Annotated in this window: 21 protein-coding genes; 7 read left to right on the forward strand and 14 right to left on the reverse strand. The window is 68.3% G+C overall.

The window, feature by feature from the left end:
- Nucleotides 1-119 precede the first annotated feature (119 nt).
- From ABZX65_RS32435 to ABZX65_RS32445, 3 genes are all read right to left on the reverse strand, one after another.
- Nucleotides 120-479, reverse strand: a complete 360-nt coding sequence (locus tag ABZX65_RS32435) for a DUF6113 family protein (RefSeq protein ID WP_317453004.1) — start codon at nt 477-479, stop codon at nt 120-122.
- Entirely contained in the window at nt 476-1,363 is an 888-nt protein-coding gene (gene mshB / locus ABZX65_RS32440; protein ID WP_355348239.1) for an N-acetyl-1-D-myo-inositol-2-amino-2-deoxy-alpha-D-glucopyranoside deacetylase, read from the reverse strand. Before mshB ends, ABZX65_RS32435 begins: the two co-directional genes overlap by 4 nt.
- 67 nt (nt 1,364-1,430) lie before the next feature.
- A complete protein-coding gene (locus ABZX65_RS32445; protein WP_355348242.1) occupies nt 1,431-1,625 on the reverse strand; it encodes a hypothetical protein in 195 nt (64 codons plus the stop codon).
- Nucleotides 1,626-1,874: 249 nt separating this feature from the next.
- Here ABZX65_RS32445 and ABZX65_RS32450 point away from each other — a divergent pair, with 249 nt between their 5' ends.
- Complete coding sequence (locus tag ABZX65_RS32450) at nt 1,875-4,025, forward strand: prolyl oligopeptidase family serine peptidase (protein ID WP_355348245.1); 2,151 nt, start codon at nt 1,875-1,877, stop codon at nt 4,023-4,025.
- Nucleotides 4,026-4,044: 19 nt separating this feature from the next.
- Here ABZX65_RS32450 and ABZX65_RS32455 read toward each other — a convergent pair whose 3' ends face one another.
- A complete protein-coding gene (locus ABZX65_RS32455) occupies nt 4,045-5,391 on the reverse strand; it encodes a hypothetical protein (protein WP_355348248.1) in 1,347 nt (448 codons plus the stop codon).
- A gap of 443 nt (nt 5,392-5,834) precedes the next feature.
- On the opposite strand from ABZX65_RS32455, the gene ABZX65_RS32460 reads away from it, so the two are divergent.
- The 5 genes from ABZX65_RS32460 (at nt 5,835) to ABZX65_RS32480 (ending at nt 12,080) form a co-directional block, all read left to right on the forward strand.
- The gene (locus ABZX65_RS32460; protein ID WP_355348251.1) at nt 5,835-6,869 is read left to right on the forward strand and encodes an ABC transporter permease; all 1,035 of its coding nucleotides are present in this window, start codon (nt 5,835-5,837) and stop codon (nt 6,867-6,869) included.
- Between the two features lie 104 nt (nt 6,870-6,973).
- Nucleotides 6,974-8,770, forward strand: coding sequence for an ABC transporter substrate-binding protein (locus ABZX65_RS32465; protein WP_355348254.1), 1,797 nt, complete (start codon nt 6,974-6,976; stop codon nt 8,768-8,770).
- A 99-nt stretch (nt 8,771-8,869) separates the two neighbouring features.
- Nucleotides 8,870-9,847, forward strand: a complete 978-nt coding sequence (locus ABZX65_RS32470; protein ID WP_355348256.1) for an ABC transporter permease — start codon at nt 8,870-8,872, stop codon at nt 9,845-9,847.
- 19 nt (nt 9,848-9,866) lie between these two features.
- Complete coding sequence (locus tag ABZX65_RS32475; protein WP_355348353.1) at nt 9,867-10,919, forward strand: ABC transporter ATP-binding protein; 1,053 nt, start codon at nt 9,867-9,869, stop codon at nt 10,917-10,919.
- Between the two features lie 27 nt (nt 10,920-10,946).
- A complete protein-coding gene (locus ABZX65_RS32480) occupies nt 10,947-12,080 on the forward strand; it encodes a dipeptide ABC transporter ATP-binding protein (protein WP_355348258.1) in 1,134 nt (377 codons plus the stop codon).
- Between the two features lie 120 nt (nt 12,081-12,200).
- On the opposite strand, the gene ABZX65_RS32485 is transcribed toward ABZX65_RS32480, so the two are convergent.
- From ABZX65_RS32485 to ABZX65_RS32505, 5 genes are all read right to left on the reverse strand, one after another.
- Nucleotides 12,201-13,253, reverse strand: coding sequence for a dipeptide ABC transporter ATP-binding protein (locus tag ABZX65_RS32485; protein WP_355348357.1), 1,053 nt, complete (start codon nt 13,251-13,253; stop codon nt 12,201-12,203).
- A 10-nt stretch (nt 13,254-13,263) separates the two neighbouring features.
- Nucleotides 13,264-14,289, reverse strand: coding sequence for an ABC transporter ATP-binding protein (locus ABZX65_RS32490; RefSeq protein WP_355348260.1), 1,026 nt, complete (start codon nt 14,287-14,289; stop codon nt 13,264-13,266).
- 11 nt (nt 14,290-14,300) lie between these two features.
- Complete coding sequence (locus ABZX65_RS32495; protein ID WP_355348263.1) at nt 14,301-15,284, reverse strand: ABC transporter permease; 984 nt, start codon at nt 15,282-15,284, stop codon at nt 14,301-14,303.
- Nucleotides 15,277-16,200: an ABC transporter permease gene (locus ABZX65_RS32500; protein ID WP_355348266.1), complete on the reverse strand. Its 924-nt coding sequence runs from the start codon at nt 16,198-16,200 to the stop codon at nt 15,277-15,279. The genes ABZX65_RS32495 and ABZX65_RS32500 overlap by 8 nt, the downstream gene beginning before the upstream one ends.
- 100 nt (nt 16,201-16,300) lie before the next feature.
- Entirely contained in the window at nt 16,301-17,947 is a 1,647-nt protein-coding gene (locus ABZX65_RS32505; RefSeq protein ID WP_355348269.1) for an ABC transporter substrate-binding protein, read from the reverse strand.
- Nucleotides 17,948-18,242: 295 nt separating this feature from the next.
- Between ABZX65_RS32505 and ABZX65_RS32510 the strand changes: the two genes are divergently transcribed.
- Nucleotides 18,243-18,626, forward strand: a complete 384-nt coding sequence (locus tag ABZX65_RS32510; RefSeq protein ID WP_355348272.1) for a VOC family protein — start codon at nt 18,243-18,245, stop codon at nt 18,624-18,626.
- A 70-nt stretch (nt 18,627-18,696) separates the two neighbouring features.
- On the opposite strand, the gene ABZX65_RS32515 is transcribed toward ABZX65_RS32510, so the two are convergent.
- The 5 genes from ABZX65_RS32515 to ABZX65_RS32535 form a co-directional block, all read right to left on the reverse strand.
- Complete coding sequence (locus ABZX65_RS32515; RefSeq protein WP_355348275.1) at nt 18,697-19,773, reverse strand: dipeptide ABC transporter ATP-binding protein; 1,077 nt, start codon at nt 19,771-19,773, stop codon at nt 18,697-18,699.
- Nucleotides 19,736-20,764: an ABC transporter ATP-binding protein gene (locus tag ABZX65_RS32520; RefSeq protein ID WP_355348278.1), complete on the reverse strand. Its 1,029-nt coding sequence runs from the start codon at nt 20,762-20,764 to the stop codon at nt 19,736-19,738. The genes ABZX65_RS32515 and ABZX65_RS32520 overlap by 38 nt, the downstream gene beginning before the upstream one ends.
- An 11-nt stretch (nt 20,765-20,775) precedes the next feature.
- Nucleotides 20,776-21,738 carry an ABC transporter permease gene (locus ABZX65_RS32525; protein WP_355348360.1) on the reverse strand — a complete coding sequence of 321 codons (963 nt, stop codon included), beginning with the start codon at nt 21,736-21,738 and terminating at the stop codon, nt 20,776-20,778.
- A 1-nt stretch (nt 21,739) separates the two neighbouring features.
- The gene (locus ABZX65_RS32530) at nt 21,740-22,663 is read right to left on the reverse strand and encodes an ABC transporter permease (protein ID WP_188285682.1); all 924 of its coding nucleotides are present in this window, start codon (nt 22,661-22,663) and stop codon (nt 21,740-21,742) included.
- 140 nt (nt 22,664-22,803) lie between these two features.
- On the reverse strand, nt 22,804-24,447 hold the full coding sequence (locus ABZX65_RS32535) for an ABC transporter substrate-binding protein (RefSeq protein ID WP_355348282.1): 1,644 nt from the start codon (nt 24,445-24,447) through the stop codon (nt 22,804-22,806).
- Nucleotides 24,448-24,715: the final 268 nt, after the last annotated feature.

Here is a 24,715-nt window from a genome sequence, read left to right on the forward strand (position 1 = left end):
CGGTTCTCCGCGGGCGGCTCGCCGGCGCGCACCACCATACCGACCGGCGTGTAACGACGACTCTGGTCCGGCGGAACGCTCGGTCTCAGCCAACCACGAGCCCGCCCCCGCCCGCCAAGTCAGGCGGTATTCGGCCCGGATGGGGGCAGTTGGGGCAGGGTGGCGCAGATCACGCCCGCCATGGCCCCGCCGAGCAGGTACACATACGGTCCGAGTCCGGCCGCGAACAGGAAGTCACCTTCGGGGCGGGTGGTGCTCAGCAGCATCACGCACACCAGCCAGACCCCGGCGGGCACGACCGCGCCGAGCCGGGTGCGGGTGAGCGTCACGCCTCCGTAGAAGACCGCCACGCAGCCCGCGAGGCCCAGCAGCAGCCCGCCGGGGAACCAGCCCGCCTGGACGAGCGCCCCGGCCGCCGCGACCAGCGCTCCGAGCACACCGAGGACGACGTACGCGACCACGCGCAGCGGCTGGCTCACCGCGCACCGCCGTCGGAGTCGGGACCGCCCTCGGCGGGGAAGAGGTCGTCGCCGCGGCCCTCGGTCAGGGCCTCGCCGCGCACCTGCCGGTAGTGCTCGGTGGCGAAGAACGGCTGGCCGAGGTCGTTGGAGAGCGCGAAGAAGGGGCCGTCCACGGCGATCTGGCTGGCGTGCGCGCGCATCGCGGCCGTCTTGTGCCCGGTGTAGTCGGCGCCGTCGACGGTGACGGTGACGAGGTCGTCGTCGACGACACCCGGCACGTCGTCCACGGAGGCGATCCCGCCGAAGGGGAAGTCCTTACCCGCCGCCGCCAGCCGCGCGAAGCCCGCCTCGACGATCGAGCGCGGGGTGCAGATCTCGTAGACCCGCGCGATCCGGTGGCCCCGCTCGGCGGCCAGTTCGTAGCCGCGCAGCGCGACCCGGTGCGCCTGGATGTGGTCGGGGTGGCCGTAGCCGCCGTTGCTGTCGTACGTGACCAGCACCTGCGGGCGGGTGTCGAGGATCACCTCGGCCAGGTGTCCCGCCGCCTCGTCCAGGTCGGCCTGCCAGAAGCAGTCCTCGCGGTCGTTCTGGGAGACGCCCATCATCCCGGAGTCGCGGTAGCGGCCCGCGCCGCCGAGGAAGCGGTGGTCGGTGACGCCCAGCTCGGCCATCGCGGCCGCGAGTTCACCGATGCGGTACTCGCCGAGGGTGTCGTCGCGGTCGGCGGCCAGGTGCGCCAGCTCGGGCGGGATCACCTCGCCCTCTTCACCGAGGGTGCAGGTGACCAGGGTGACAAGGGCGCCTTCTGCCGCGTACTTGGCCATGGTCGCGCCGTTGTTGATCGTCTCGTCGTCCGGGTGGGCGTGGACGAGCAGCAGACGCCGCGCGGGAAGATCGGTCATGAGGGAAGCCTACGGCTCCCCGGCGTACCGCTCTTCCCCGCAGCTCACCGAGCCCGGCACGGGCCGCTCAGAACTTGATGTCCGAGATCATCCCCGCAACGTTGTTGGTGAGGTCTGTGATCTGTGGCGCCCAGGTTGAACTCGCCAGGTAGAAACCGAGCAACGTACAGGCGATCGCGTGCCCGGCTTTGAGCCCGGAACGGCGGATCAACAGGACGACGACGATCAGCAGCAGCAGCACCGCCGAAATCGAGAGTGCCACAGCGGCTCACCTCCCAGTACGCAGGGTCATGTCAGTTGCCACATGCTTATTACCCACCCACGGCTACTGATCATAACTTTCCGTGCCACCGCATATGTCGGGGCACGGAAGCACATGGGGGCGCATGACCAGATCCAGCCACCGGGCGCGGTCCTCGCGGTGGTGCTCCGGCGCAGGTGGGGAGGTACGGCGGCGGCCGGTCCCCGGGAAGAACGGCGAGTGTCGGACGTACGGCCTAGTGTCACGGATATGACGCAGCTCTCATTCCCCCGACAGCACGCCCGTACGCAGCGGTTCACCCTCGGCGCCCCGCGCTCCTTCACCGTGTCGCCCGACGGCGGCCGGGTGGTGTTCCTCAGATCCCGCGCCGGGGACGACCCGTCACATCTGCTGTGGGTCCGTGACCTGCGGGAAGAAGGGGCGGGCGAGGGCGCGGGCACGGAGTACGCGGCGGCCGACCCCGCGGCGCTGCTCGGCGGCGGCCAGGAGGAGCTGTCGGCGGCCGAGCGGGCGCGCAGGGAGCGCAGCCGGGAGGGCTCCGCGGGCGTCGTGGGCTACGCGGTGGACGACACGGTGTCGCTGGCCGCCTTCGCGCTCTCCGGGCGGCTGTTCACCGCCGGGCTGCTGCCGGGGGCCGCGGGGGCACGGGAGTTGACGGTGCCGGGTCCCGTGGTCGATCCGCGGCCCTCGCCGGACGGCCGGTGGGTGGCGTACGCCTCGGGCGGCGCGCTGCGGGTCGTGGCGGCCTCGGGCGCGGACGACAGGGCGCTGGCGGAGCCGGACGGCGAGTCGGTGTTCTGGGGGCTGGCGGAGTTCATCGCCGCCGAGGAGATGTCGCGCAGCCGCGGCTTCTGGTGGGCGCCGGACAGCTCCGCGGTGCTCGCCGCGCGGGTGGACGAGTCACCGGTCGGCCGCTGGTGGATCTCCGACCCGGCGCACCCCGAGCGCCCGCCGGCCGAGGTGGCCTACCCGGCCGCCGGTACGGACAACGCGGTGGTGACGCTCGCGCTGCTCGGCCTGGACGGCTCCCGGGTGGACGTGGAGTGGGACCGGGAGCGCTACCCGTACCTGGCGGCCGTCCACTGGTCGGCGGCCGGTCCGCCGGTCCTGCTGGTGCAGGCCCGCGACCAGCGCGAACAGCTCTACCTGAACGTGGACATCGCGACCGGTACGACGCGGACGCTGCGCACGGAGGAAGATCGAATTTGGCTGGATCTCTTCCCCGGCGTCCCCGCCACCACGTCCGACGGCACCTTGGTGCGGATCGCCGACGAGGGCGACGTACGGGTGCTGATGGTCGGCGACCGGGCGCTGACCGGTCCCGAGTCGCATGTGCGGGCGGTGCTGGACGTCGGCGACGAGGACGTGCTGATCGCCGCGTCGGCGGGCGCCGCCGCCGCCGAGCCGGAGATCGGCGAGCTGCATGTGCTGCGGGTGAGCGAGCGGGGCGTGGAGCGCGTCTCGACCGAGCCCGGCGTGCACACCGCGACACGTTCGGGGCGGGTGACGGTGCTGCACTCGGCGACGCCGGACCGTCCGGGGCGCACGGCGCGGGTGCTGCGCGACGGCGAGCAGATCGCGGAGATCGCCTCGTACGCGCAGACGCCGTCGCTGACCGCCAGGGCGCGGCTGACCGAGGCGGGCGAGGACCGCATCCCTGCCGCCGTCCTGCTGCCGAGCGGATACACCGAGGGCGACGGGCCGTTGCCGGTGCTGCTCGACCCGTACGGCGGCCCGCACGGCCAGCGGGTGCAGGCGGCGCACAACGCGCATGTGGTCTCGCAGTGGTTCGCCGACCAGGGCTTCGCGGTGATCGTCGCGGACGGCCGCGGCACCCCGGGGCGCTCCCCCGGCTGGGAGAAGGCCATGGCGGACAAGCTGATCGAGGTGTCGCTGACCGACCAGATCGCCGCGCTGCACGCGCTGGCGGGGACGTATCCGCTGGATCTGGGCCGGGTGGCCATTCGCGGCTGGTCGTTCGGCGGCACGCTGGCCGCCGCGGCGGTGCTGCGCCGTCCGGACGTCTTCCACGCGGGCGTCTCGGGCGCGCCGTTGACCGACCAGTGGCTCTACGACACGCACTACACCGAGCGTTACCTGGGGCAGCCCGGCGAGCGGCCGGGCGTGTACGAGGCGAATTCGGTGGTCACGCGGGACGGCATCACCGAACTCGCCGAGCCCGCCAGGCCGTTGATGATCATCCACGGCCTGGCCGACGACAACGTGATGGTGGCCAACAGCCTGCGGCTGTCCACCGCCCTGCTCGCCGCGGGCCGCCCGCACGAGGTGCTGCCGCTGTCCGGCATCACGCACATGACGCCGCAGGAGCAGGTCGCGGAGAATCTGCTGCTGCTCCAAGTGGACTTCCTGAAGCGGTCCCTGGGCCTGGACAAGAGCTGAGGTCCAGCCGCGCGGGTGATCAGCGTCCGTCGCCGCCCGGCTCCCGCGGGAAGCCGGGCGGGGGCGGCGGGTAGCCCGGCGGGGACTGCGGCGGAAACTGCGGCGGCGGGCCGAACCCCCCGCCCGCGGGCGGCTGTTGAGGCGGCTGGGAATAAGGGGACGCGTGGGGCGGCTGACTCCAGCCGCCGGGAGCGGGCGCCGAGCCCGGTGCCGAACCCGGCGCCGCGCCCGGCGTTGACCCCGGCGCGGATGCGGGCACGGACCCCGGCGCCGCGCCGTACCCCTGCGGCGGCGGACCCCAAGCGGGCACCGGCCGCGGGCCGTCCGTACTCCTGCCGGGCACCGCCAGCAGCAGGAGCACCACCAGCCCCACCGCCAACTCGACCACCAGGAAGACCTGCTGACTCTTCTGATACAGCGGCAGGTGGTCGAACTCGAACAGCTCGTGGTAGCTGTGCCAGTTGTCCAGCGCGACGACGCAGAAGACGACCGCCGCGAAGCCGAAGGCGACGCCGAGCGCCCTGGAAGCCGCCGACTTCGCGAAGGCGACCCAGGCGACGAGCAGCGCGAACACGACCCGCAGCCAGCCCGCGTAGGCGACCGGCATGCCGAGCAGCGTGGTCAGCGTGCCCTCGCCGGTCAGCAGGTGCCGGTAGAAGTGCGGCGGAAAGTCGTTGGCCGTCGTGTACTTGTGCGTCTCGAAGATCTGCCAGCCGGCCCCCTCGATCGCGAGCAGCACCAGCAGCACCCCCGCGGCCACCGCCGCTCCGCGCCGCGGCCCCACCGGCGCGGCGCCGGGCCCGCTCGACGGCGCGGTGTCCGACGGCGCACCGCTCAGCGGCACATCCCCGACCGGCGCGCCGCCCCGCACCGGGCGCCTGCCCGCGAGGCCGATGACCACGAGCGCGATCCCGCCGAGCGTGAAGGCGACCGCGGTGGCCAGCGCCCGGGTGTGCATCTGCGCCCCGGCGGTCCAGTCGGACTGGAAGATCCACAGACCGGGCAACCGATATCCGAACGCGAAGACCCCGGCGGTCACGAAGGCCCACCCGGCGGCGGGCCGCGCGGACCACACCAGGGCGCCGAGCAGGACCACGAGCAGTACGCCGTCCAGCGCCGCGGTGGCCAGCAAAGCGTGCTGGTAGACGGCGTGGTCGAGGCCGAGCCAGGCCCAGAGCGTGTCGTGGAATCCGACGTGCTTGATGTCGCGGACCGTCCAGGCGATCTCCACCGCGACGAGAACCGCGCAGATCAGCGCCCCCGCGATCCGCGCTCCCGGCGCGAGTGTCCGCGGTCCGACCGGACCTGGCGGCGTGAAGCCGGACCCCTGCCCGTACGGCGACTGCTGCTGCATACCCTGCTGCATGGCCTTCTCCCCCATGGCCCAGTGTTCCCTCAGATATACCCGTGCCACTTGGGGTAGGAACAGTCGGTTCGCGAACCAGGAGGAGACTGCGGGGAGTTGACGAGCGGCCGGCCGGGGTCGCTCGCGACGCCCGGCCGGCCTACGGCACCCGCACGGCCGTACGTTGTTCAGACTGCTACGTCCGTATATCGGAGTTGCGACGGCTAAGTTGCACGCATGTTAACGCGCTTCGCCTGGATATATCCGAAATGCCCGATGTTTTGGATCACTGTCAAGCACGTACGGAGGACGATCTGCAAAATCTTCGCTCAAGATGCCAAACAACAAGCTTTCTTCCCTCCTTCCCCCCTTGACTGAAGGTTGATTCCATTGCGAAAGTCCGCTCAACCCGCGACGCACAACCCCGTCGCGTCGACCAGACTCCTGCTGCGGGGGCAATCGCGATGACGAGTTCCACATCGACCACGGTCACCGAGCCGATCGGTGACCCCGGCGACCCCGGGAAGGAGGGGGCAGCGGCCACGAAGGTGGACCCCGAGTTGGTCGGGCGGTCACCGGGCCAGCTCATGTGGCGGCGGTTCAGGCGCGACCGAACCGGTGTCATATCGGCCTATGTGGTCCTGTTCTTCTTCGCGATAGCGATCTTCGCTCCCTTGATCGCCAAGCTGTACGGCAAGAACCCGTACACTCTCTACGGGCAGAACAGTCCGGACCTGCTCAACGAGTTCGGCTACCCGGTCGCGCCCAACGGCGGTATCAGCAGCCACTTCTGGTTCGGCATCGAACCCACGCTGGGCCGCGACGTCTTCACCCAGCTCCTCTACGGCATCCGCACCTCGCTGGCGATCAGCATCGCGGTGACGATCATCGTCACCATCACCGCGATCATCCTCGGTGTGGTCGCCGGATACATGGGCGGCAAGACGGACTACTTCATCGGCCGGATCAGCGACCTGCTGATGGCGTTCCCCGCCCAGCTCTTCTTCGTCGCTTTCATGCCCGTGGTCACCGCGCTTCTGGTGTCGCCGTCCGACGCGACCCCCACCTACATCCGCGTGATCGCGCTGATCGTGGTGCAGTGGTTCCTCGGCTGGATGGGTCTGGCCCGCTTGCTGCGCGGCCAGGTGCTCACGCTTCGGGAGCGTGAGTTCATCGAGGCCGCCCGGGTCACCGGCGCCTCGCCCTGGCGCATCGTCCGCCGGGAACTGCTGCCCAACCTGGTCACCCCGATCCTGGTGCAGAGCACGCTCATGCTGCCCGGGTTCGTGACCGCCGAGGCGGGCCTGTCCTTCCTCGGTGTCGGCCTCGTGGAGCCGACCCCCGACTGGGGACGGATGTTCGCCAGAGCCGGTGAGATCTACCAGAACGACCTCACCTACATGTTCTTCCCGGGTATCGCCATGGTGATCTTCATCGTCGCGTTCAACCTGCTCGGGGACTCGGTCCGGGACGCGTTCGATCCGAAGACCGCACGCTGAGGAAGCACAGCAACAGGGGGTGGCTGCCGCCCCTCTCACCAGGAGAGCCAGGCAGCTAACAGGTAACAACGAACAGGGGTGCATTCACCGCTATGAACCTTTCCATGCGTAGAACCCGGGCTGCGTTGGTGGCGGTCGCCGCCGGTGCGCTGGTTCTCACCGCTTGCAGCAGCGGCGGCGGGGGCGGCAAGGGCGAGAACAACGACGCCAAGCAGAAGCAGGACAAGAGCAAGACCCAGCTTCAGTCGCAGATCACCTTCGGTGACGCCGCGGCCTCCACCGGACCGGCGGAGCCCATCGCGGGCGCCGAGCAGGGCGGCACACTGCACGCCCTGGAGCGCGACAGCTACACGCACCTCGACCCGGGCCAGATCTACGTCAGCAACGAGGGCCAGCTCGCCACCCTGATCCACCGTGGTCTGACCACGTACAAGCTGGACAGCAAGGGCAACTACACCGTCGTCGGCGACCTCGCCACGGACAGCGGTGTGGAGTCCGACGGCGGCAAGACCTGGACCTTCAAGCTGAAGGACGGGATCAAGTTCCAGGACGGCACGCCGATCACGGCCACGGACATCCGCTGGACCGTTGAGCGGCTGTTCGCCCCGTTCGTCACCAACGGCCCGCAGTACCTGCAGCAGTGGCTGGCCAACACCAGCGGCTCGGACTTCCGCAAGCTGCTCCCGGAGGGCCCGTACAAGGGCAAGCACCTGCCGGACAGCCTGCTGTCGACGCCGGACGACAAGACCATCGTCTTCCACTTCCCGAACCCGGAGCCCGACGCTCCGTACCTGTTCGCGATGCCGGGCTACTCGGTGGTGGACCACGCGAAGGACACCAAGGAGAAGTACGACAAGGCGCCCGTCGCGTCCGGTCCGTACATGATCAAGACCTTCGACACCGGCAAGTCCATGACCCTGGTGAAGAACCCCGCCTGGGACCCGAAGACGGACGCGGCGCGTCACCAGTACGTCGACACGTACGACATCACGTTCAACCACCAGGCCGAGGACTCCACCAAGCGCCTGATGTCGGACTCCGGTGACAACCAGACCTCGCTGAGCTTCGCGAACGCGGTCGACCCGGACGACACCCCGACCGTGGTGGGCACCCCGTCGATCTACAAGCGCACGGTGGCCGGTTACCAGCCGTTCGTGGGTGAGATCAACTTCAACATGAACAAGATCAAGGACGTCAACATCCGCAAGGCGTTGGCGCTCGCGATCCCGACCAAGCCCGTGTGGCAGGCGCTCGGTGCCTCCTACGGCGCCGAGTACGCGGGCGGCTTCATCAGCCCGACCCTCGCCGGTTACCAGAAGGCCGACCCGCTGGGCAAGGTCGCCAAGCCCGACGGTGACCCGGTGGCGGCCAAGAAGCTGCTCACCGACGCCGGCAAGGTCGGCATGAAGATCACCTACGCGTACATCAACACCACCGCCGGCCAGCAGTACTCCCTGGCGATCGCCAACACGCTGACCCAGGCGGGCTTCAACGTCCAGCGCAAGGAACTGCCGTCGGACACGTACTACGACCTGATCGGCAAGGTCGACAACCCGTACGACATCTACGCCTCCGCGTGGGGTGCCGACTGGCCGTCGACCCTGACGGTGATCCCCCCGGTCTTCGACGGCCGGACGATCGCCGACCAGGCGCCGAACTACTCGCACGTGAACGACCCGCACATCAACTCCGAGATCGACCGCATCAAGAAGATCACGGACCCGAAGGAAGCGGCTGACGCCTGGTTCCAGCTCAACACCTACATCACCACCAAGGTGATCCCCGGTGTTCCGACTGTGTACTACAAGCAGCTCCAGATCTTCGGTTCGAAGGTGGGCGGCGTTGTCTACAACAACGTCACCTCGGGCATCGACCTGACGAAGCTGTACGTCAAGAAGTAAGCACCCTCGCGGCCTTCGGTGGGGCCGGGCAGCCGCCCGGCCCCACCTGGGGTGCGATCACCCGCCCACCGCCGCCGTCCTCTGAGAGCTGCGACCGCCATGCTTCGATTCCTCGTCCGCCGGACGCTCGGCGCTCTGGTCATTCTTTTGTTCATCAGCGCCTTCACGTTCTTCCTCTTCTTCGCCATTCCGCACGACCCCGCGCTCCTTTCCTGCGGCAAGAACTGCACGCCGCAGAACATCGCGCTGATCCACCACAACCTGGGTCTCGACCACCCGGTGCCGGTCCAGTACTGGAACTACATGGTGCGGATATTCACCGGCCACAGGTTCAGTGCCGGCAACTGCCCCGCGCCCTGCCTCGGTTACTCGTTCGCCACGAGTGAGCCGGTCTGGCCGACCCTGATGAACCGCCTGCCCACGACCATCTCGCTCGCCGCGGGCGGCACCGTGGTCTTCCTGCTCGTCGGTCTGGGCTCCGGCATGCTGGCCGCCTGGAAGCGCGGCACGTTCATCGACAAGATCTTCAGCTCCGCGTCGCTGGTTCTCAGCTCGATGCAGATCTACTTCCTCGGCCCGATCGTGCTGGCCCTGCTGGTCTACAACAACCAGATCCTGGATCAGCCCAAGTACGTGCCGTTCACGCAGAATCCGCTCTCCTGGTTCAACGGACTGCTCATCCCATGGTGTGTGCTGTCGGTGATCTTCACCGCCAACTACACGCGTATGTCGCGCTCGACGATGATCGAGCAGCTACAGGAAGAACATGTACGGACCGCGCGTGCCAAGGGCATGTCGTCGGCGTACGTCTTCTTCCGGTACGCCTGGCGTGGCTCGCTGATCCCCATCGTCACGATCCTCGGTATCGACCTCGGCTCGCTGTTCGGCGGCGCGATGATCACCGAGTACACCTTCCAGCTCGCCGGGCTCGGCCGACTGGCGATCGACTCCGTGATGAAGACGGACCTGCCCATGCTCATGGGCGTGATGCTCTTCAGCGCCACCTTGATCGTCCTGTTCAACATCATCGTGGACGCCGCCTACGCGTTCATCGACCCGCGCGTGCGACTGTCCTAGGAGAACGTCAGTGACCACCATGACCAAGCCCGAGGAGGGCACGCACAAGGGCGGGTCGGACTCGTTCTTGTCCGTACGCGACCTGTACGTCCACTTCTCCACCGAGGACGGCACCGTCAAGGCCGTCGACGGTCTCTCCTTCGACCTGGAGCGCGGCCAGACGCTCGGTATCGTCGGTGAGTCCGGCTCCGGCAAGTCGGTGACGAACCTGTCGATCCTCGGGCTGCACAATCCGGCGACCACCGAGATCGCCGGGGAGATCATCCTGGACGGCCAGGAGCTGACCGGTGCGAGCAACCGCACGCTGGAGCGGCTGCGCGGCAACAAGATGGCGATGATCTTCCAGGACCCGCTGACCGCCCTGTCGCCGTACTACACGGTCGGCCGGCAGATCGCGGAGCCGTACCGGAAGCACCTGGGCGCCAGCAAGCGCGAGGGCCGGGACCGGGCGATCGAGATGCTGGAGAAGGTCGGCATCCCGCAGCCCAAGCAGCGCGTGGACGACTACCCGCACCAGTTCTCCGGCGGTATGCGGCAGCGCGCGATGATCGCGATGTCGCTGGTGTGCAACCCCGATCTGCTGATCGCCGACGAGCCGACCACCGCGCTCGACGTGACCGTGCAGGCCCAGATCCTGGACCTGCTCAAGGACCTCCAGCAGGAGTTCGGGTCCGCGATCATCCTGATCACCCACGACCTCGGTGTGGTCTCCAAGGTCGCCGACGACCTGCTCGTGATGTACGCCGGGCGCGCCGTGGAGCGCGGTTCGGTGCGGGAGATCGTCAAGGAGCCGCAGCACCCGTACACATGGGGTCTGCTCAGCTCGATGCCGCGCCTCAGCGGCAATGTCGACGCCCCGCTGACGCCGATTCCGGGCGCTCCGCCGAGCCTGCTCAGGCCGCCGACCGGCTGCCCGTTCCACCCGCGCTGCGAGTTCCCCGCGCTGGTCGGCGGCGACACCTGCGTCACGTCGCGGCCCGACCTGCCGGCTGGTCGCGGTTCCGCGTGCCATCTGACCGCGGAACAGCGGCAGTCCGTATTCATCGAGAAGATTCAGCCCCGGCTGGGCTGACCGGTCACCAGGGGCAGGCATACCACCATGAGCAACGACACCAGCGCTACCGTGACCGAAACGGTCCCGGAACAGCGCGACAAAAGGCCCGTCGGCGAGAAGCTGCTGGAGGTCAAGGACCTCACCAAGCACTTCCCGATCTACGGCGGCTTTCCGTTCAGGCGCCAAGTGGGCGCCGTCAGGGCCGTGGACGGGGTGGACCTGGAGGTCCACGCCGGCGAGAGCTTCGGCCTGGTGGGCGAGTCGGGCTGCGGCAAGTCGACGACCGGCCGGCTGATCACCCGGCTGCTGGAGCCGACCGGGGGCAGCGTGCTGTACCGGGGCCAGGAGATCGCGCACTCCTCGCGCAAGGAACTGGCGCCGATCAGGTCCGAGATCCAGATGATCTTCCAGGACCCCTACTCGTCGCTGAACCCGCGCCAGACGGTCGGCACCATCATCGGCGGCCCGATGGAGATCAACGGGATCAACCCGCCCGGCGGGCGCGAGAAGCACGTGCGCGAGCTGCTGGAGACCGTCGGTCTCAACCCGGAGCACTACAACCGCTTCCCGCACGAGTTCTCCGGCGGTCAGCGGCAGCGCATCGGCGTGGCACGGGCGCTGGCCCTCAAGCCGAAGCTGATCGTGGCGGACGAGCCGGTGTCGGCGCTCGACGTGTCGATCCAGGCCCAGGTCGTCAACCTCCTGCAGAAGGTGCAGGAGGAGATGGGCATCGCGTTCCTGTTCATCGCGCACGACCTGGCGATCGTGCGGCACTTCTCGCAGCGCGTCGCGGTGATGTACCTGGGCAAGGTCGTGGAGGTCGGCGACCGCGACTCGATCTACCTGCGCCCGCGCCACCCGTACACCCACGCGCTGCTGTCCGCGGTGCCCGAGGTGGACGTGGACCACGCGGACGACCGCGAGCGGATCCGGCTGGCCGGTGACGTGCCGTCGCCGATCAACCCGCCGTCCGGCTGCCGCTTCCGCACCCGGTGCTGGAAGGCGCAGGACAAGTGCGCGACGGACGAACCGCCGCTGATCCAGATCGACGGGAACACGGACGGGCACCTGACGGCCTGTCACTTCCCCGAAGAGCCGACGATCGCGGCGCGGGACGAGGACATCGTCCTCGACCCCGCGCTGGCCGCGATCGAGGAGGCGGCTGACAAGACCCTTTGACCCGGGCTCAGTTCAGCCTCCGCTCGGAAACGGTCCGTACCCGGACACCCCAGCACCACCCGGGTACGGACCGTCTCGCGTTGCCGGCGCCCGTCACACGCTCCCGGCCGCGGCGCGCGGTCAGTCGTTCGGGACGACCTGCTTCTCCTCCGCGAAGTGGCACGCAGAGTCGTGTTCGGCCGGGCCCGCCGTGCCGCGGAAGGCCGGGGGGACCGCCAGCAGCGGCTCCTCCAGGGTGCAGCGCTCCTGGGCCTTCCAGCAGCGGGTGCGGAAGCGGCAGCCGGAGGGCGGGTTGGCCGGGGAGGGCACGTCGCCGGAGAGGATGATCCGCTCGCGGTGCTCGCGGGCGGCCGGGTCCGGGACCGGGACGGCGGAGAGCAGGGCCTGGGTGTACGGGTGCGTGGGGTGCTCGTAGATCGCCTCGTCGCCGCCGATCTCGACGATCTTGCCGAGGTACATCACGCCGACGCGGTCGGAGATGTGCCGGACGATCGACAGGTCGTGCGCGATGAACATGTAGGAGAGGTTGAACTCCTTCTGGAGATTGCCCATCAGGTTGATGACCTGGGCCTGCACCGAGACGTCGAGCGCGGAGACCGGCTCGTCGGCCACGATGATCTCGGGGCGCAGCGCCAACCCCCGTGCGATGCCGATGCGTTGCCGCTGGCCGCCGGAGAACTGGTGCGGATAGCGGTTGATGTACTCGGGGTTGAGGCCGACGACGTCGAGCAGGTCCTGCACGCGCTTGCGCCGGTCGCCCTTGGGCGCGACCTCGGGGTGGATCTCGTACGGCTCACCGATGATGTCGCCGACCGTCATACGGGGGTTCAGCGAGGTGTACGGGTCCTGGAACACCATCTGGATGTTGCGCCGGACGGCCTTCAGGGCCCGCCCCGACAGCTTGGTGATGTCGTCGCCCTTGTACAGGATGCGTCCGGCGGTGGGCACTTCGAGGTTCATCAGCAGCCGGGCGACGGTCGACTTGCCGCAGCCGGACTCGCCGACGATGCCCAGCGTCTCGCCGGGGAAGAGGTCGAAGGAGACACCGTCGACGGCCTTGACCGCGCCGATCTGCTTCTTGAACAGGATGCCCTGGGTCAGCGGGAAGTGCTTGACCAGGTCGCGTACTTCGAGGATCGGCTCGTGCGCCGCCTTGACCGGGTCCTTGTGCATGACGGGCTGTTCACTCACCGAGCGTCTCCTTCCAGAAGTGGCAGGCGCTCGCCCGGTCGGGGCTCACCTTCGCCAGCGGGGGCACATCGGTGCGGCAGATGTCCTGGGCCATCGGGCAGCGCGGGTTGAAGGCGCAACCGGGCGGAATGTGCAGCAGGTTGGGCGGCAGCCCCTTGATCGCGTACAGCTCCTGGCCCTTCTGGTCCAGCCGCGGAATCGACTGCAACAAGCCCTTGGTGTACGGGTGCGCGGGCCGCTTGTAGATCTCGTGGACCGGCGAGGTCTCCACGATCCGGCCCGCGTACATCACGGCGATCTTGTCGGCCACGTCCGCGACCACACCCAGGTCGTGGGTGATGAGGATCAGGCCCATGTTGAACTCCCGCTGGAGTTCGGCCAGCAGATCCATCACCTGCGCCTGCACCGTCACGTCGAGCGCGGTCGTCGGCTCGTCGGCGATGATCAGCGCGGGTTCCAGGGCCATCGCCATGGCGATCATCACGCGCTGCCGCATACCGCCGGAGAACTGGTGCGGGTACTGCTTGACGCGTTCGGCGGCGGCGGGGATGCGGACCCGTTCCATCAGCTCGACGGCCTTGATCCGCGAGTCCTTCTTCGACATGCCCTGGTGGGTGGTGAACATCTCGCCGAGCTGTTCCCCCACGGTGAGCACGGGGTTGAGGGACGACAGCGCGTCCTGGAAGACCATCGCCATCTTCGCGCCGCGGACCTTGCGCCGCTCCTCGCCGACCATCGTCAGCAGGTTCTTGCCCTGGAAGACGATCTCGCCCTTGGTGATGAAGCCGGGCGGCGAGTCGAGGATGCCCATGATGGCCTGCGCGGTCACGGACTTGCCGGAGCCGGACTCGCCGAGCACGGCCAGCGTCTCGCCCTCGGCCACCGAGTACGTGACGCCGTTGACCGCCTTGGCGACCCCGTCCCTGGTACGGAATTCGACGTGCAGATCGTGGACGTCCAGCAGATTGCCGCTGGGCGGGGCGCTGGTGTGTTCTGCGGCCAGGTACTCGGTGCTCATGTACGGGCTCCTCAGCGCAGCTTGGGGTCGAGGGCGTCGCGCACCGCGTCGCCGAGCATGATGAAGGCCAGCACGGTGATGCTCAGCGCGCCCGCGGGCCACAGCAGCATGTGCGGCGCGTTGCGGATCTGCGAGGACGCGTCGGAGATGTCGATGCCCCAGGAGACGGTGGGCGGTTTGAGGCCCACGCCGAGGTAGGACAAGGTCGCCTCCAGCGCGATGTACGTACCCAGCGCGATGGTGCCGACGACGATGACCGGCGCGACGGCGTTGGGCGTGATGTGCCGCAGCAGGATGCGGGAGTTGCCCGCGCCCAGCGCCCGCGCGGCCTGCACGTAGTCGTTCTCCCGCGAGGTGATCACCGAGCCGCGGGCGATACGGGCGATCTGCGGCCAGCCGAGCAGCACCATGAAGCCGATGACCGGCCAGACGGTGCTGTTGGTGACCACGGACAGGAAGACCAGGCCGCCGAGGATGACCGGGATGCCGAAGAAGATGTCGCTGATCCGGGAGAGGACCGCGTCCCACCAGCCGCCGAAGAACCCGGCGAGGCCGCCGAGGACGCTGCCGAGGAGGACCACGCCCAGGGTCGCGCAGACGCCGACGGTGACCGAGGCGCGGGCGCCGTAGACCACGCGCGTGTAGACGTCGCGGCCCTGCTGGTCGTAGCCGAAGGGGTGGCCGGGGCTCGCGCCCTGCTGGGCCTTGGACAGGTCGGCCTTCAGCGGGTCCTGGGTGGCGATCAGTCCGGGCCAGATCGAGATGATCACCAGGAAGAGGATGATCAACGCGGCGATGATGAAGATGGGATTGCGCCGCAGGTCGCGCCAGGCGTCCGACCACAGGCTGCGCGGCTTCTCCGCGGGGTCGCCGCCGTCGGGCCCCGGCCCCTTCTCCAGTGACCCGGCCTCCTCCGCCGCCAGGTCGAAGCCGCCGCCACCGCCCGCGGCCGAGACGGACTGGCCGGGGTCGAGCGGGTTGCTCTGTTCAGGCATAACGAATCCTCGGGTCCAGGACCGCGTACAGCAGGTCGACTAGCAGATTCGCCAGCAGGAAGACCAGCACCAGGATCGTGACGAAGCCGACCACCGTCGGCGAGTTGTTGCGCAGGATGCCCTGGTAGAGCTGGAAGCCGACGCCGTGGATGTTGAAGATGCGCTCGGTGACGATCGCGCCGCCCATCAGGCCGCCGATGTCGGTGCCGATGAAGGTGACCACCGGGATCAGCGAGTTGCGCAGCAGGTGCCGGAAGATCACCTTGCGGCGTGGCAGGCCCTTGGCGACGGCGGTGCGCAGATAGTCGGCGCGGGTGTTCTCGGCGATCGAGGTACGGGTCAGCCGGGTGACGTACGCGAGCGAGACCAGGGCGAGGACCAGGCCCGGCAGGATCAGTTCGTTGAACGGGGCGCTGGGGGAGACCGAGGGGCTGACCCAGCCGAGCTTCACGCCGAACAGGTACTGGAGCACGTAGCCGGTCACGAACGTGGGCACCGAGATGACGACCAGGGTCATCAGCAGCACCCCGGTGTCGATCGGCTTGCCGCGCCGCATGCCGGTGATCACGCCGAGCAGGATGCCGATGATGATCTCGAAGATGATGGCGACGATGGTGAGCCGGATGGTGACCGGGAAGGCGCTGCCCATCAGGGAGGTGACGGACTGCCCGTTGAAGGCGGTGCCGAAGTCGCCGCGGAAGATGTTCCCCATGTAGAGCAGGTACTGCTTCCACAGCGGGTCGTTCAGGTGCAGGTCCGAGCGGATCTGGGCAGCGGTGGCGGGGTCCGGTGCGCGGTCGCCGAAGAGCGCGGCGACGGGGTCGCCGAGCGCGTAGACCATGAGGAAGATCAGGAATGTGCTGCCGATGAACACCGGGATCATCTGGAGCAGCCGCCGGATCACATAGCGTCCCATGCGGTGCCTTCCGAAGGGCCTTCCGAGCAGTGACGGGGAGGGGCGGGAAGCGGAGCGGCCGGAGGCCGCACCGGGTTACCGGTGCGGCCTCCGGCGGACGTCACTTGACCTTGATCTCGTTGTAGACCGGGACGCTGAACGGGTTCAGCTCGACGTTGGTGATCTTGTCGGAGTACCCGGCGCTGCCGTTCTGGTACCACAGCGGGATCGCGGGCATGTCCTTGACGAGCTGGCGCTCGGCGTCCTGGAAGAGGCCGACGGCCTTGGCGGTGTCGGTCTCGGCGTTGGCCTGGTTGACCAGCTTGTCGAAGTTGGCGTTGCTGTAGTGCGAGTCGTTGGACGACGCGTTGGTGTAGTACAGCGGCTGGAGGAAGTTCTGGATCAGCGGGTAGTCCATCTGCCAGCCGGACCGGAACGGGTTGTCCATCTGCTTGTTGACGATCTTGTTGCGGAAGTCGGCGAAGGTGCCGGTGGGGCTGCCGACGCACGCCTTGTTGTTGCCCAGCACGTTGTTGATGCTGTTGCAGACCGCGTCGACCCACTCCTTGTGGGAGCCGGTGTCCGCGTTGTAGCCGATGGTGATGCTGCCGCCCGGCAGGCCGCCGCCCTCCTGGATGAGCTGCTTGGCCTTGGCCGCGTCGTACGTGCACTCGGCGCCGCACAGGCCCGCCTTGTAGCCGCCGGACGCGCCCAGCACCGGGGAGGTCCAGTCGGTGGCCGGGGTGCGGGTGTTCTGGAAGATCTGCTGGGTGATCTGCTGGCGGTTGATCGCCATCGACAGGCCCTGCCGGACCTTCGCGGAGTTCGCGGACGACCAGCGCGAGTTGTACAGCGGGAAGGCGAGGGTCTGGATGATGCCGGCGGGCTGGTTGATGTACCGGTCGCCGAGGTCGCTCTTGACGTTCTTGAGCTGCGAGGCGGGGATGTCGTCGACCAGGTCCAGGTTGCCCGCCTGGAGGTCGGTGTAGGCGGTGTTGTTGTCGGTGTAGACCCGCAGGTCGACGCCGCCGTTCTGGGCCGGGTCCGGGCCCTTGTAGCCGTCCCACTTGCGCAGGCTCATCTGCGAGCCCTTGCTGTACGACTGGATGGTGTACGGGCCGTCGCCGATCGGCTTCTTCAGCCAGGCGGCGTGGTCGTCGAAGAACGCCTTCGGCAGCGGGTAGTACGCCGAGTACCCGAGGGTGTCGGGGAAGGTGGAGAACTTCTGGTTGAGCTTCACCTTGAACTCGGTGTCGCTGACCTTGGTCAGACCGGAGAGCGTGGTCGCGGAGGACTTGGCGCCCGCGGTGTCCGGGTGGACCTTGTCGTACCCGTCGATGTACTGGAAGAAGTACGCGTTGATCTGGGCGTTCTTCAGCAGCGCGCCGTAGTTCCAGGCGTTGATGAAGGAGTCGGAGGTGACCTTCTCGCCGTTGCTGAAGGTCCAGTCCGACTTGATCTTGATGTCGAAGGTCTGCGAGTCGGTGGTGGTGATCGAGTCGGCGATCATGTCGGTCGCCTTGCCGGTCTTCGGGTCGTACTTCTTCAGGCCGCGGAAGACCATGTCGAGCACCTTGCCGCCCTGCACCTCATTGGTGTTGGCGGGCTCCAGCGGGTTCTGCGGGTCGCCCCAGGAAGCGCGCACGACGCCGGAGCCGCTGCCGCCGCCGCCCCCACCGCTGTTGTTGCTGCTGCTGCCGCAGGCGGCGGCTGCCAGGGCGACGGCCGTCGCACAGACGGCCCACTTCAAGCGCGTGGCTCCGCGCATCGCGTGCCTCCTCATGGATCACAAATGACACTTAGTCACCCATGACACCGCAATAGAGCCAAAGTCGCACTTCTACTACTCCGTGTCGGCATGTCCAATGCGTTGGCCAGTGCGCAACGCACTGTCAGAAAGCCGTGTCACGGCCCCCACGAAGTGACCTGTCCGCGTCAAAAATGGAGGCGGCCGCGCCCGCTCGCCCGTCCAGTCCCCGTGCGGTGGGAGAGCGGCACCGTCCGAGGACGTGTCCGGCGGATACCCGGTGGCGCCGGGCGCCTGGATCGGGAAGGCTCGGGCCATGGTCTCGGTAGTGCAGAACGTGGCGATCGACTGTGCGGACGCCTACAGCCTGGCTCTCTTCTGGAGCGGCGTCACCGGCCGTCCGCTGGATCCGGAGGACCGGCCGGGCGACCCGGAGGTCCAAGTGCTCCTCGCGGACGGCTCCCTGCTCCACTTCAACCAGGTGCCCGAGCCCAAGACGGTCAAGAACCGCGTCCACCTGTGCCTGCGCCCCGACACCACCCGCGACGAGGAGGTCGACCGCCTCCTCGCCCTCGGCGCCACCCTCCTCACCGACCGCCGCAACCCCGACGGCACCGGCTGGGCCGTCCTCACCGACCCCGAGGGCAACGAATTCTGCGTCCTGCGCAGCCAAGCCGACCGCGAGGCCGCCCACGCCTGACGGCCACGCCTGATGCGCGCGAGAGGGGCGCCCCCCGGGGTGGGGGGCGCCCCTGTGGGGTGGGGGATCGTCAGGCGGCGCCGACGACGTCCTTTTCTTCGGCGAAGTGGCAGGCCGACTCGTGGGTGGCCGGGGTGGAGCCGCCCTGGAAGCGGGCGGGGATCGCCAGCAGCGGGGTCTCCTCGGCGCAGCGGGACTCGGCCTTCCAGCAGCGGGTGCGGAAGCGGCAGCCGGAGGGCGGGTTGGCCGGGGAAGGCACGTCGCCGGAGAGGATGATCCGCTCGCGGTGCTCGCGGGCGGCCGGGTCGGGGACCGGGACGGCGGAGAGCAGGGCCTGGGTGTAGGGGTGGGTCGGGTGCTCGTAGATCTCGGTGTCGGTGCCGATCTCCGCCATCCGCCCGAGGTACATCACGCCGACGCGGTCGGAGATGTGCCGGACGATCGACAGGTCGTGCGCGATGAAGAGGTAGGAGAGGGTGAACTCGTCCTGGAGCTTCTCCATCAGGTTGATGACCTGGGCCTGCACCGAGACATCGAGCGCGGAGACCGGCTCGTCGCAGATGATGATCTCCGGGTTGAGCGCCAACCCCCGTGCGATGCCGATGCGTTGCCGCTGGCCGCCGGAGAACTGGTGCGGATAGCGGTTGATGTACTCGGGGTTGAGGCCGACCACGTCCAGCAGGTCCTCGACACGCTTGCGGCGCGACCCCTTGGGAGCCACCTCGGGGTGGATGTCGAAGGGCTCACCGATGATGTCGCCGACCGTCATACGGGGGTTGAGCGAGGTGTACGGGTCCTGGAACACCATCTGGATGTTGCGCCGGACGGCCTTCAGGGCCCGCCCGGTCAGCTTGGTGATGTCCTCGCCCTTGTAGAACACCTCGCCCGCGGTGGCCTGTTCGAGGTTCATCAGCAGCTTGGCGACCGTGGACTTGCCGCAGCCGGACTCGCCGACGATGCCGAGCGTCTCGCCCCGGTAGAGGTCGAAGGAGATCCCGTCGACCGCCTTGACCGCGCCGACCTGCTTCTTGAACAGGATGCCCTGCGTCAGCGGGAAGTGCTTCACCAGGTTCCGCACCTGGAGGATGGGTTCACCCCGGTTCGAGAGGTCACTCACCGAGCGTCTCCTTCCAGAAGTGGCAGGCACTGCCGCGCCCGTCGCCGATCGTGTGCAGCACGGGCACCTCGGTCCGGCAGATGTCCTGGGCCATCGGGCAGCGCGGGTTGAAGGCGCAGCCCGACGGGATACGCAGCAGGTTGGGCGGCAGCCCCTTGATCGCGTACAGCTCCTGGCCCTTCTGGTCCAGCCGGGGAATCGACTGGAGCAGGCCCTTGGTGTACGGGTGCGCCGGGTTCTTGTAGATCTCGTGGACCGGCGAGCTCTCGACGATCCGGCCCGCGTACATCACCGCGATCTTGTCGGCCACGTCCGCGACCACACCCAGGTCGTGGGTGATGAGGATCAGGCCCATGTTGAACTCCCGCTGGAGTTCGGCCAGCAGATCCATCACCTGCGCCTGCACGGTGACGTCGAGCGCGGTCGTCGGCTCGTCCGCGATGATCAGGTCGGGTTCGAGGGCGAGCGCCATCGCGATCATGATGCGCTGCCGCATACCGCCGGAGAACTGGTGCGGGTAGTCGTTCACCCGCTCCTTCGCCGCCGGGATGCGCACCCGGTCCATCAGCTCGACCGCCTTGGCCTTGGCGGCCTTGCGGGACAGGCCCTGGTGCACCCGGAACATCTCGCCGAGCTGATAGCCCACCGACAGCACCGGGTTGAGGGACGACAGCGCGTCCTGGAAGATCATCGCGATCTTCCGGCCGCGCAGCTTGCGCCGCTCCTCGCCGGACATCGTGAGCATGTCGCGGCCCTGGAACAGGATCTCGCCCTGCGGGATACGGCCGGGCGGCATGTCGAGGATGCCCATGATCGCCTGCGCGGTCACGGACTTGCCCGAGCCGGACTCGCCGAGCACGGCCAGCGTCTCCCCGGCGTTCACCGAGTAGTTGACGCCGTTCACGGCCTTGGCGACACCGTCGCGGGTGTGGAACTCGACGTGCAGGTCACGTACTTCGAGCAGCGGAGCCGTCGGCACGCCGGGCGCCGGGGCGCTCGCGGTCTCATCGATGACAGTCAACGCCGTACCTCCTAGCGCAGCTTGGGGTCGAGGGCGTCGCGCACCGCGTCGCCGAGCATGATGAACGCCAGCACCGTCACGCTGAGCGCGCCCGCGGGCCACAGCAGCATGTGGGGCGCGTTGCGGATCTGGGTGGACGCCTGGGAGATGTCGATGCCCCAGGAGACGGCCGGCGGCTTGAGGCCCACGCCGAGGAACGACAGCGTCGCCTCCAGCGAGATGTACGTGCCCAGCGCGATCGTCGCGACCACGATGATCGGGGCGAGCGCGTTGGGCGCGATGTGCCGCAGCAGCATCCGCGCGTTGCCCGCGCCGAGTGCCCGCGCCGCCTGCACGTAGTCCTGCTGCTTGGCCGTGATGACCGAGCCGCGCGCGATACGCGCGATCTGCGGCCAGCCCAGCAGGATCATGAAGAGCGAAACGGTGGTGACGCTGCCGCCCTTGACCACGGACAGGAAGACGATGCCGCCGAGCAGGATCGGGATGCCGAAGAAGATGTCGCTGATCCGCGAGAGGATCGAGTCCCACCAGCCGCCGAAGTAACCGGCCAGGCCGCCGAGGAGCGAGCCCAGCACGGTGACGCCGAGGGTCGCGAAGATGCCGACCGACACCGAGGCGCGCGCGCCGTAGACGGTGCGGGTGTAGACGTCGCAGCCCTGCTGGTCGAAGCCGAAGGGGTGCCCGGAGGTCGCCCCGTTCTGCGACTTGGCGAGGTCGCAGGAGAGCGGGCTGCCCCCGGCGATCAGGCTGGGCCAGATCGAGATGACGACCAGGAAGAGGATCAGCAGCCCGGACACGTAGAACATCGGCTTGCGGCTGAGGTCGTGCCAGGCGTCGTTCCACAGGCTGCGCGGCTTCTCGCGCTCCGCGTCACGCGACGGCTTCGACGGCTCCCCCGGGCCGCGCGGTCCGTCCACGGGCAGCCCGGCGGGCGCTGTGGATATCGCGTTCGCGGCGCTCCGGGCGTCGGACATCTCAGACATAGCGAATCCTCGGGTCCAGGACCGCGTAAAGCAGGTCGACGAGCAGGTTGGCGGCCAGGAAGACGATTACCAGGATCGTCACGAAGCCGACGACGGTCGGCGGATTCTGCCGCAGGATGCCCTGGTAGAGCTGGTAGCCGACGCCGTGGATGTTGTAGATCCGCTCGGTGACGATGGCGCCGCCCATGAGCGCGCCGAGGTCGGTGCCGAGGAAGGTCACCACGGGTATCAGCGAGTTGCGCAGCAGGTGGACGGTGACCACCCGGCGCTTGGGCAGGCCCTTGGCCACGGCCGTGCGCAGGTAGTCCGCGCGGGAGTTCTCCGCGACCGAGGTACGGGTCAGCCGGGCCACATAGGCCAGCGAGACACCGGCCAGGACGAGTCCCGGCAGGATCAGGTCACCGATCGGGGCGCCCTCGGCGACCGCCGGATTGGCCAGGCCCCACTTCACGCCCACGAAGTACTGGAGCAGGAAGGCGGTCACGAAGGTCGGGATGGACACGACGAGCAGCGTGAACGCGAGCACGCCCGAGTCCGCGAACCGTCCGCGCCGCAGCCCGGCCAGCAGGCCGAGCCCGATGCCGACGACCGCCTCGATCGCGAAGGCGACCATGGTCAGCCGGATGGTGACCGGGAAGGCCGTGCCCATCAGCTCGGTGACCGGCTGCCCGGTGGCGGCGGTACCGAAGTTGCCGCTGAGGATCTGCCACATGTAGTGCCCGTACTGCGCGGGCAGCGAGTGGTCCAGATACAGGTCGTGCCTGATCTGGTTCGCCGTGGCGGGGTCGGGCGCCCGGTCGCCGAACATGGCGGCCACCGGGTCGCCGAGCGCGTAGACCATGACGAAGATCAAAAAGGTGGTTCCGATGAAGACCGGAACCATCTGGAGCAGTCGTCGAATGACGTAGCGCCCCATCTGTCCTCCAGGGATCGGGGCAGACGTGAGCCGGGGCTTGTGACCCCGGCCGACCTCCGCACCGCGAGCGGTTGCTGTCAGTTCCCCCCGAACGCGCGCCCGCCACGGGGTGCCATGGCGGGCGCGCTTACCGCATCAGGTCAGTTGTTGACCGTGATGTCGGTGAAGACGGGGACACTGAAGGCGTTCTCCGTCACGTTGGACACCCGGGACGACCAGCCGGCGCCACCGTTCTGGTACCAGAGCGGGATGACGGGCATGTCCTTCATCAGGATCTTCTCGGCGTCCTGGTAGAACCCGATCGCCTTGGCGGTGTCCGGCTCCGAGTTCGCCTGCTTGATCAGCGAGTCGAACTGCGGGTTGCTGTAGTGCGAGTCGTTCGAGCTGGCGCCCGTCACGTACAGCGGCGTCAGGAAGTTGTCGATCAGCGGGTAGTCCATCTGCCAGCCGGAGCGGAACGGCTGGGTCATCTCACCCTTGGTGATCTGGTTGCGGAAGTCCGCGAACGTGCCGGTGGGGGCGCCGACGCACGCCTTGTTGTTGCCCACCACGTTGTTGATGCTGTTGCAGACCGCGTCGACCCACTGCTTGTGCGAGCCGGTGTCGGCGTTGTACCCGATGGTCATGTGACCGCCGGGAATGCCGCCGCCCTCCTGGATGAGCTGCTTCGCCTTGGCCGGGTCGTACGTGACCGACTCGCCGCCGACGGAGTCGCTGTAACCGCCGGCCGCGCCCAGCACCGGGGAGGTGAGGTCGGTGGCCGGGGTGCGGGTGCCCTGGAAGATCTTCTCGGTGATGGTCTTCCGGTCGATCGCCATGGACAGGCCCTGGCGGACCTTCTCCATGCCGGGGGCGCTCCACGCCTTCTGGTTCAGCGGGAAGGAGACCGTCTGGATGATGCCGGCCGGCTGGTTGAGGTAGCGGCCGCCGAGGTCCGACTTGACGTGGCTGAGCTGCTCGGCCGGAACGTCGTCCAGGACGTCCAGGTTGCCCGCCTGGAGGTCGGCGTAGGCGGTGTTGCTGTCGGTGTAGACCTTCAGCAGCACGCCCTTGTTCTTCGGCTTGCTCGGGCCCGTGTAGTTCGGGTTCGGGACCAGCTTCATGCTGGAGCCCTTGCTGTACGAGTCGATCATGTACGGGCCGTCGCCGACCGGCTTGTTCAGGTAGCCGGCGTGGTCGGTGAAGAACGACTTCGGCAGCGGCGCGAACGCCTTGTAGCCGAGGCGGTCGGGCCACGTGGAGAACTTCTGGGTGAGCTTGACGGTGAAGGTGGTGTCGTCCACGACCTTCAGACCCGACATGGTCTTCGCGGTCGGGGCGGCGCCCTCCTTGTCGGGGTGCACCGCGGCGTAGCCGTCGATGTCCGCGAAGAAGTACGCGTTGAGCTGCTTGTTCGTCAGCAGCGCGCCGTAGTTCCAGGCGTCGACGAACGAGTTGGCGGTCACCGGGGTGCCGTCGGAGAACTTCAGGCCCTGCTTGATCTTGATGGTGAAGTTCTGCTGGTCGGTCGTGGTGATCGAGTCAGCGGCCTCAAGGTTGGCCTTCCCCGTCTTGGGGTCGTACTCCTTGAGGTTCATGAAGATCATGTCCAGGACCTTGCCGCCCTGGACCTCGTTGGTGTTCGCCGGCTCCAGGGGGTTCTGGGGGTCTCCCCACCACGCCCTGACGATGCCGTCGTTGGAACCGCCGGCCTTGTTGTCCGAATCACCGGAACCGCAGGCGGTTGCCGCGAGGGCGACGACTGCCGCGCCTATGACCCACTTGGCGCTCTTGGCACCGCGCATGGGTTTGCCTCCTCAGGAGTCACTGTCGATACGTGAAAGGAAGGCCGGTCGCCGCTGACACTCCTGACACCCCTGACAGGAGAAGGGCCTGGCCTTCCGTGCTCGTGAGTCGGCGCTCCCCATCAGCGCGTGACCCATTGACCCGAGCTCAACTTCGTCCACTATCGGGCACGTTTGAGGTCGCTCGGAACAGGGTCTGGTTTCGCTTCGGTCACGATGGGCAGAGGATCCTGCTCAAAATTCGGACAATCTGGAACGTACACAGACA

This window comes from Streptomyces sp. NPDC003300 (assembly GCF_040610915.1).
Lineage (GTDB): Bacteria > Actinomycetota > Actinomycetes > Streptomycetales > Streptomycetaceae > Actinacidiphila.

Bases quoted from the DNA above. Each gene is read 5' to 3' on its own strand.
- mshB (WP_355348239.1), bottom strand. From the start codon at position 1,363: ATGACCGATCTTCCCGCGCGGCGTCTGCTGCTCGTCCACGCCCACCCG.
- ABZX65_RS32450 (WP_355348245.1), top strand. From the start codon at position 1,875: ATGACGCAGCTCTCATTCCCCCGACAGCACGCCCGTACGCAGCGGTTC.
- ABZX65_RS32455 (WP_355348248.1), bottom strand. From the start codon at position 5,391: ATGCAGCAGGGTATGCAGCAGCAGTCGCCGTACGGGCAGGGGTCCGGC.
- ABZX65_RS32460 (WP_355348251.1), top strand. From the start codon at position 5,835: ATGACGAGTTCCACATCGACCACGGTCACCGAGCCGATCGGTGACCCC.
- ABZX65_RS32465 (WP_355348254.1), top strand. From the start codon at position 6,974: ATGCGTAGAACCCGGGCTGCGTTGGTGGCGGTCGCCGCCGGTGCGCTG.
- ABZX65_RS32470 (WP_355348256.1), top strand. From the start codon at position 8,870: ATGCTTCGATTCCTCGTCCGCCGGACGCTCGGCGCTCTGGTCATTCTT.
- ABZX65_RS32475 (WP_355348353.1), top strand. From the start codon at position 9,867: ATGACCAAGCCCGAGGAGGGCACGCACAAGGGCGGGTCGGACTCGTTC.
- ABZX65_RS32480 (WP_355348258.1), top strand. From the start codon at position 10,947: ATGAGCAACGACACCAGCGCTACCGTGACCGAAACGGTCCCGGAACAG.
- ABZX65_RS32485 (WP_355348357.1), bottom strand. From the start codon at position 13,253: ATGCACAAGGACCCGGTCAAGGCGGCGCACGAGCCGATCCTCGAAGTA.
- ABZX65_RS32490 (WP_355348260.1), bottom strand. From the start codon at position 14,289: ATGAGCACCGAGTACCTGGCCGCAGAACACACCAGCGCCCCGCCCAGC.
- ABZX65_RS32495 (WP_355348263.1), bottom strand. From the start codon at position 15,284: ATGCCTGAACAGAGCAACCCGCTCGACCCCGGCCAGTCCGTCTCGGCC.
- ABZX65_RS32500 (WP_355348266.1), bottom strand. From the start codon at position 16,200: ATGGGACGCTATGTGATCCGGCGGCTGCTCCAGATGATCCCGGTGTTC.
- ABZX65_RS32505 (WP_355348269.1), bottom strand. From the start codon at position 17,947: ATGCGCGGAGCCACGCGCTTGAAGTGGGCCGTCTGTGCGACGGCCGTC.
- ABZX65_RS32510 (WP_355348272.1), top strand. From the start codon at position 18,243: ATGGTCTCGGTAGTGCAGAACGTGGCGATCGACTGTGCGGACGCCTAC.
- ABZX65_RS32525 (WP_355348360.1), bottom strand. From the start codon at position 21,738: ATGTCCGACGCCCGGAGCGCCGCGAACGCGATATCCACAGCGCCCGCC.
- ABZX65_RS32530 (WP_188285682.1), bottom strand. From the start codon at position 22,663: ATGGGGCGCTACGTCATTCGACGACTGCTCCAGATGGTTCCGGTCTTC.
- ABZX65_RS32535 (WP_355348282.1), bottom strand. From the start codon at position 24,447: ATGCGCGGTGCCAAGAGCGCCAAGTGGGTCATAGGCGCGGCAGTCGTC.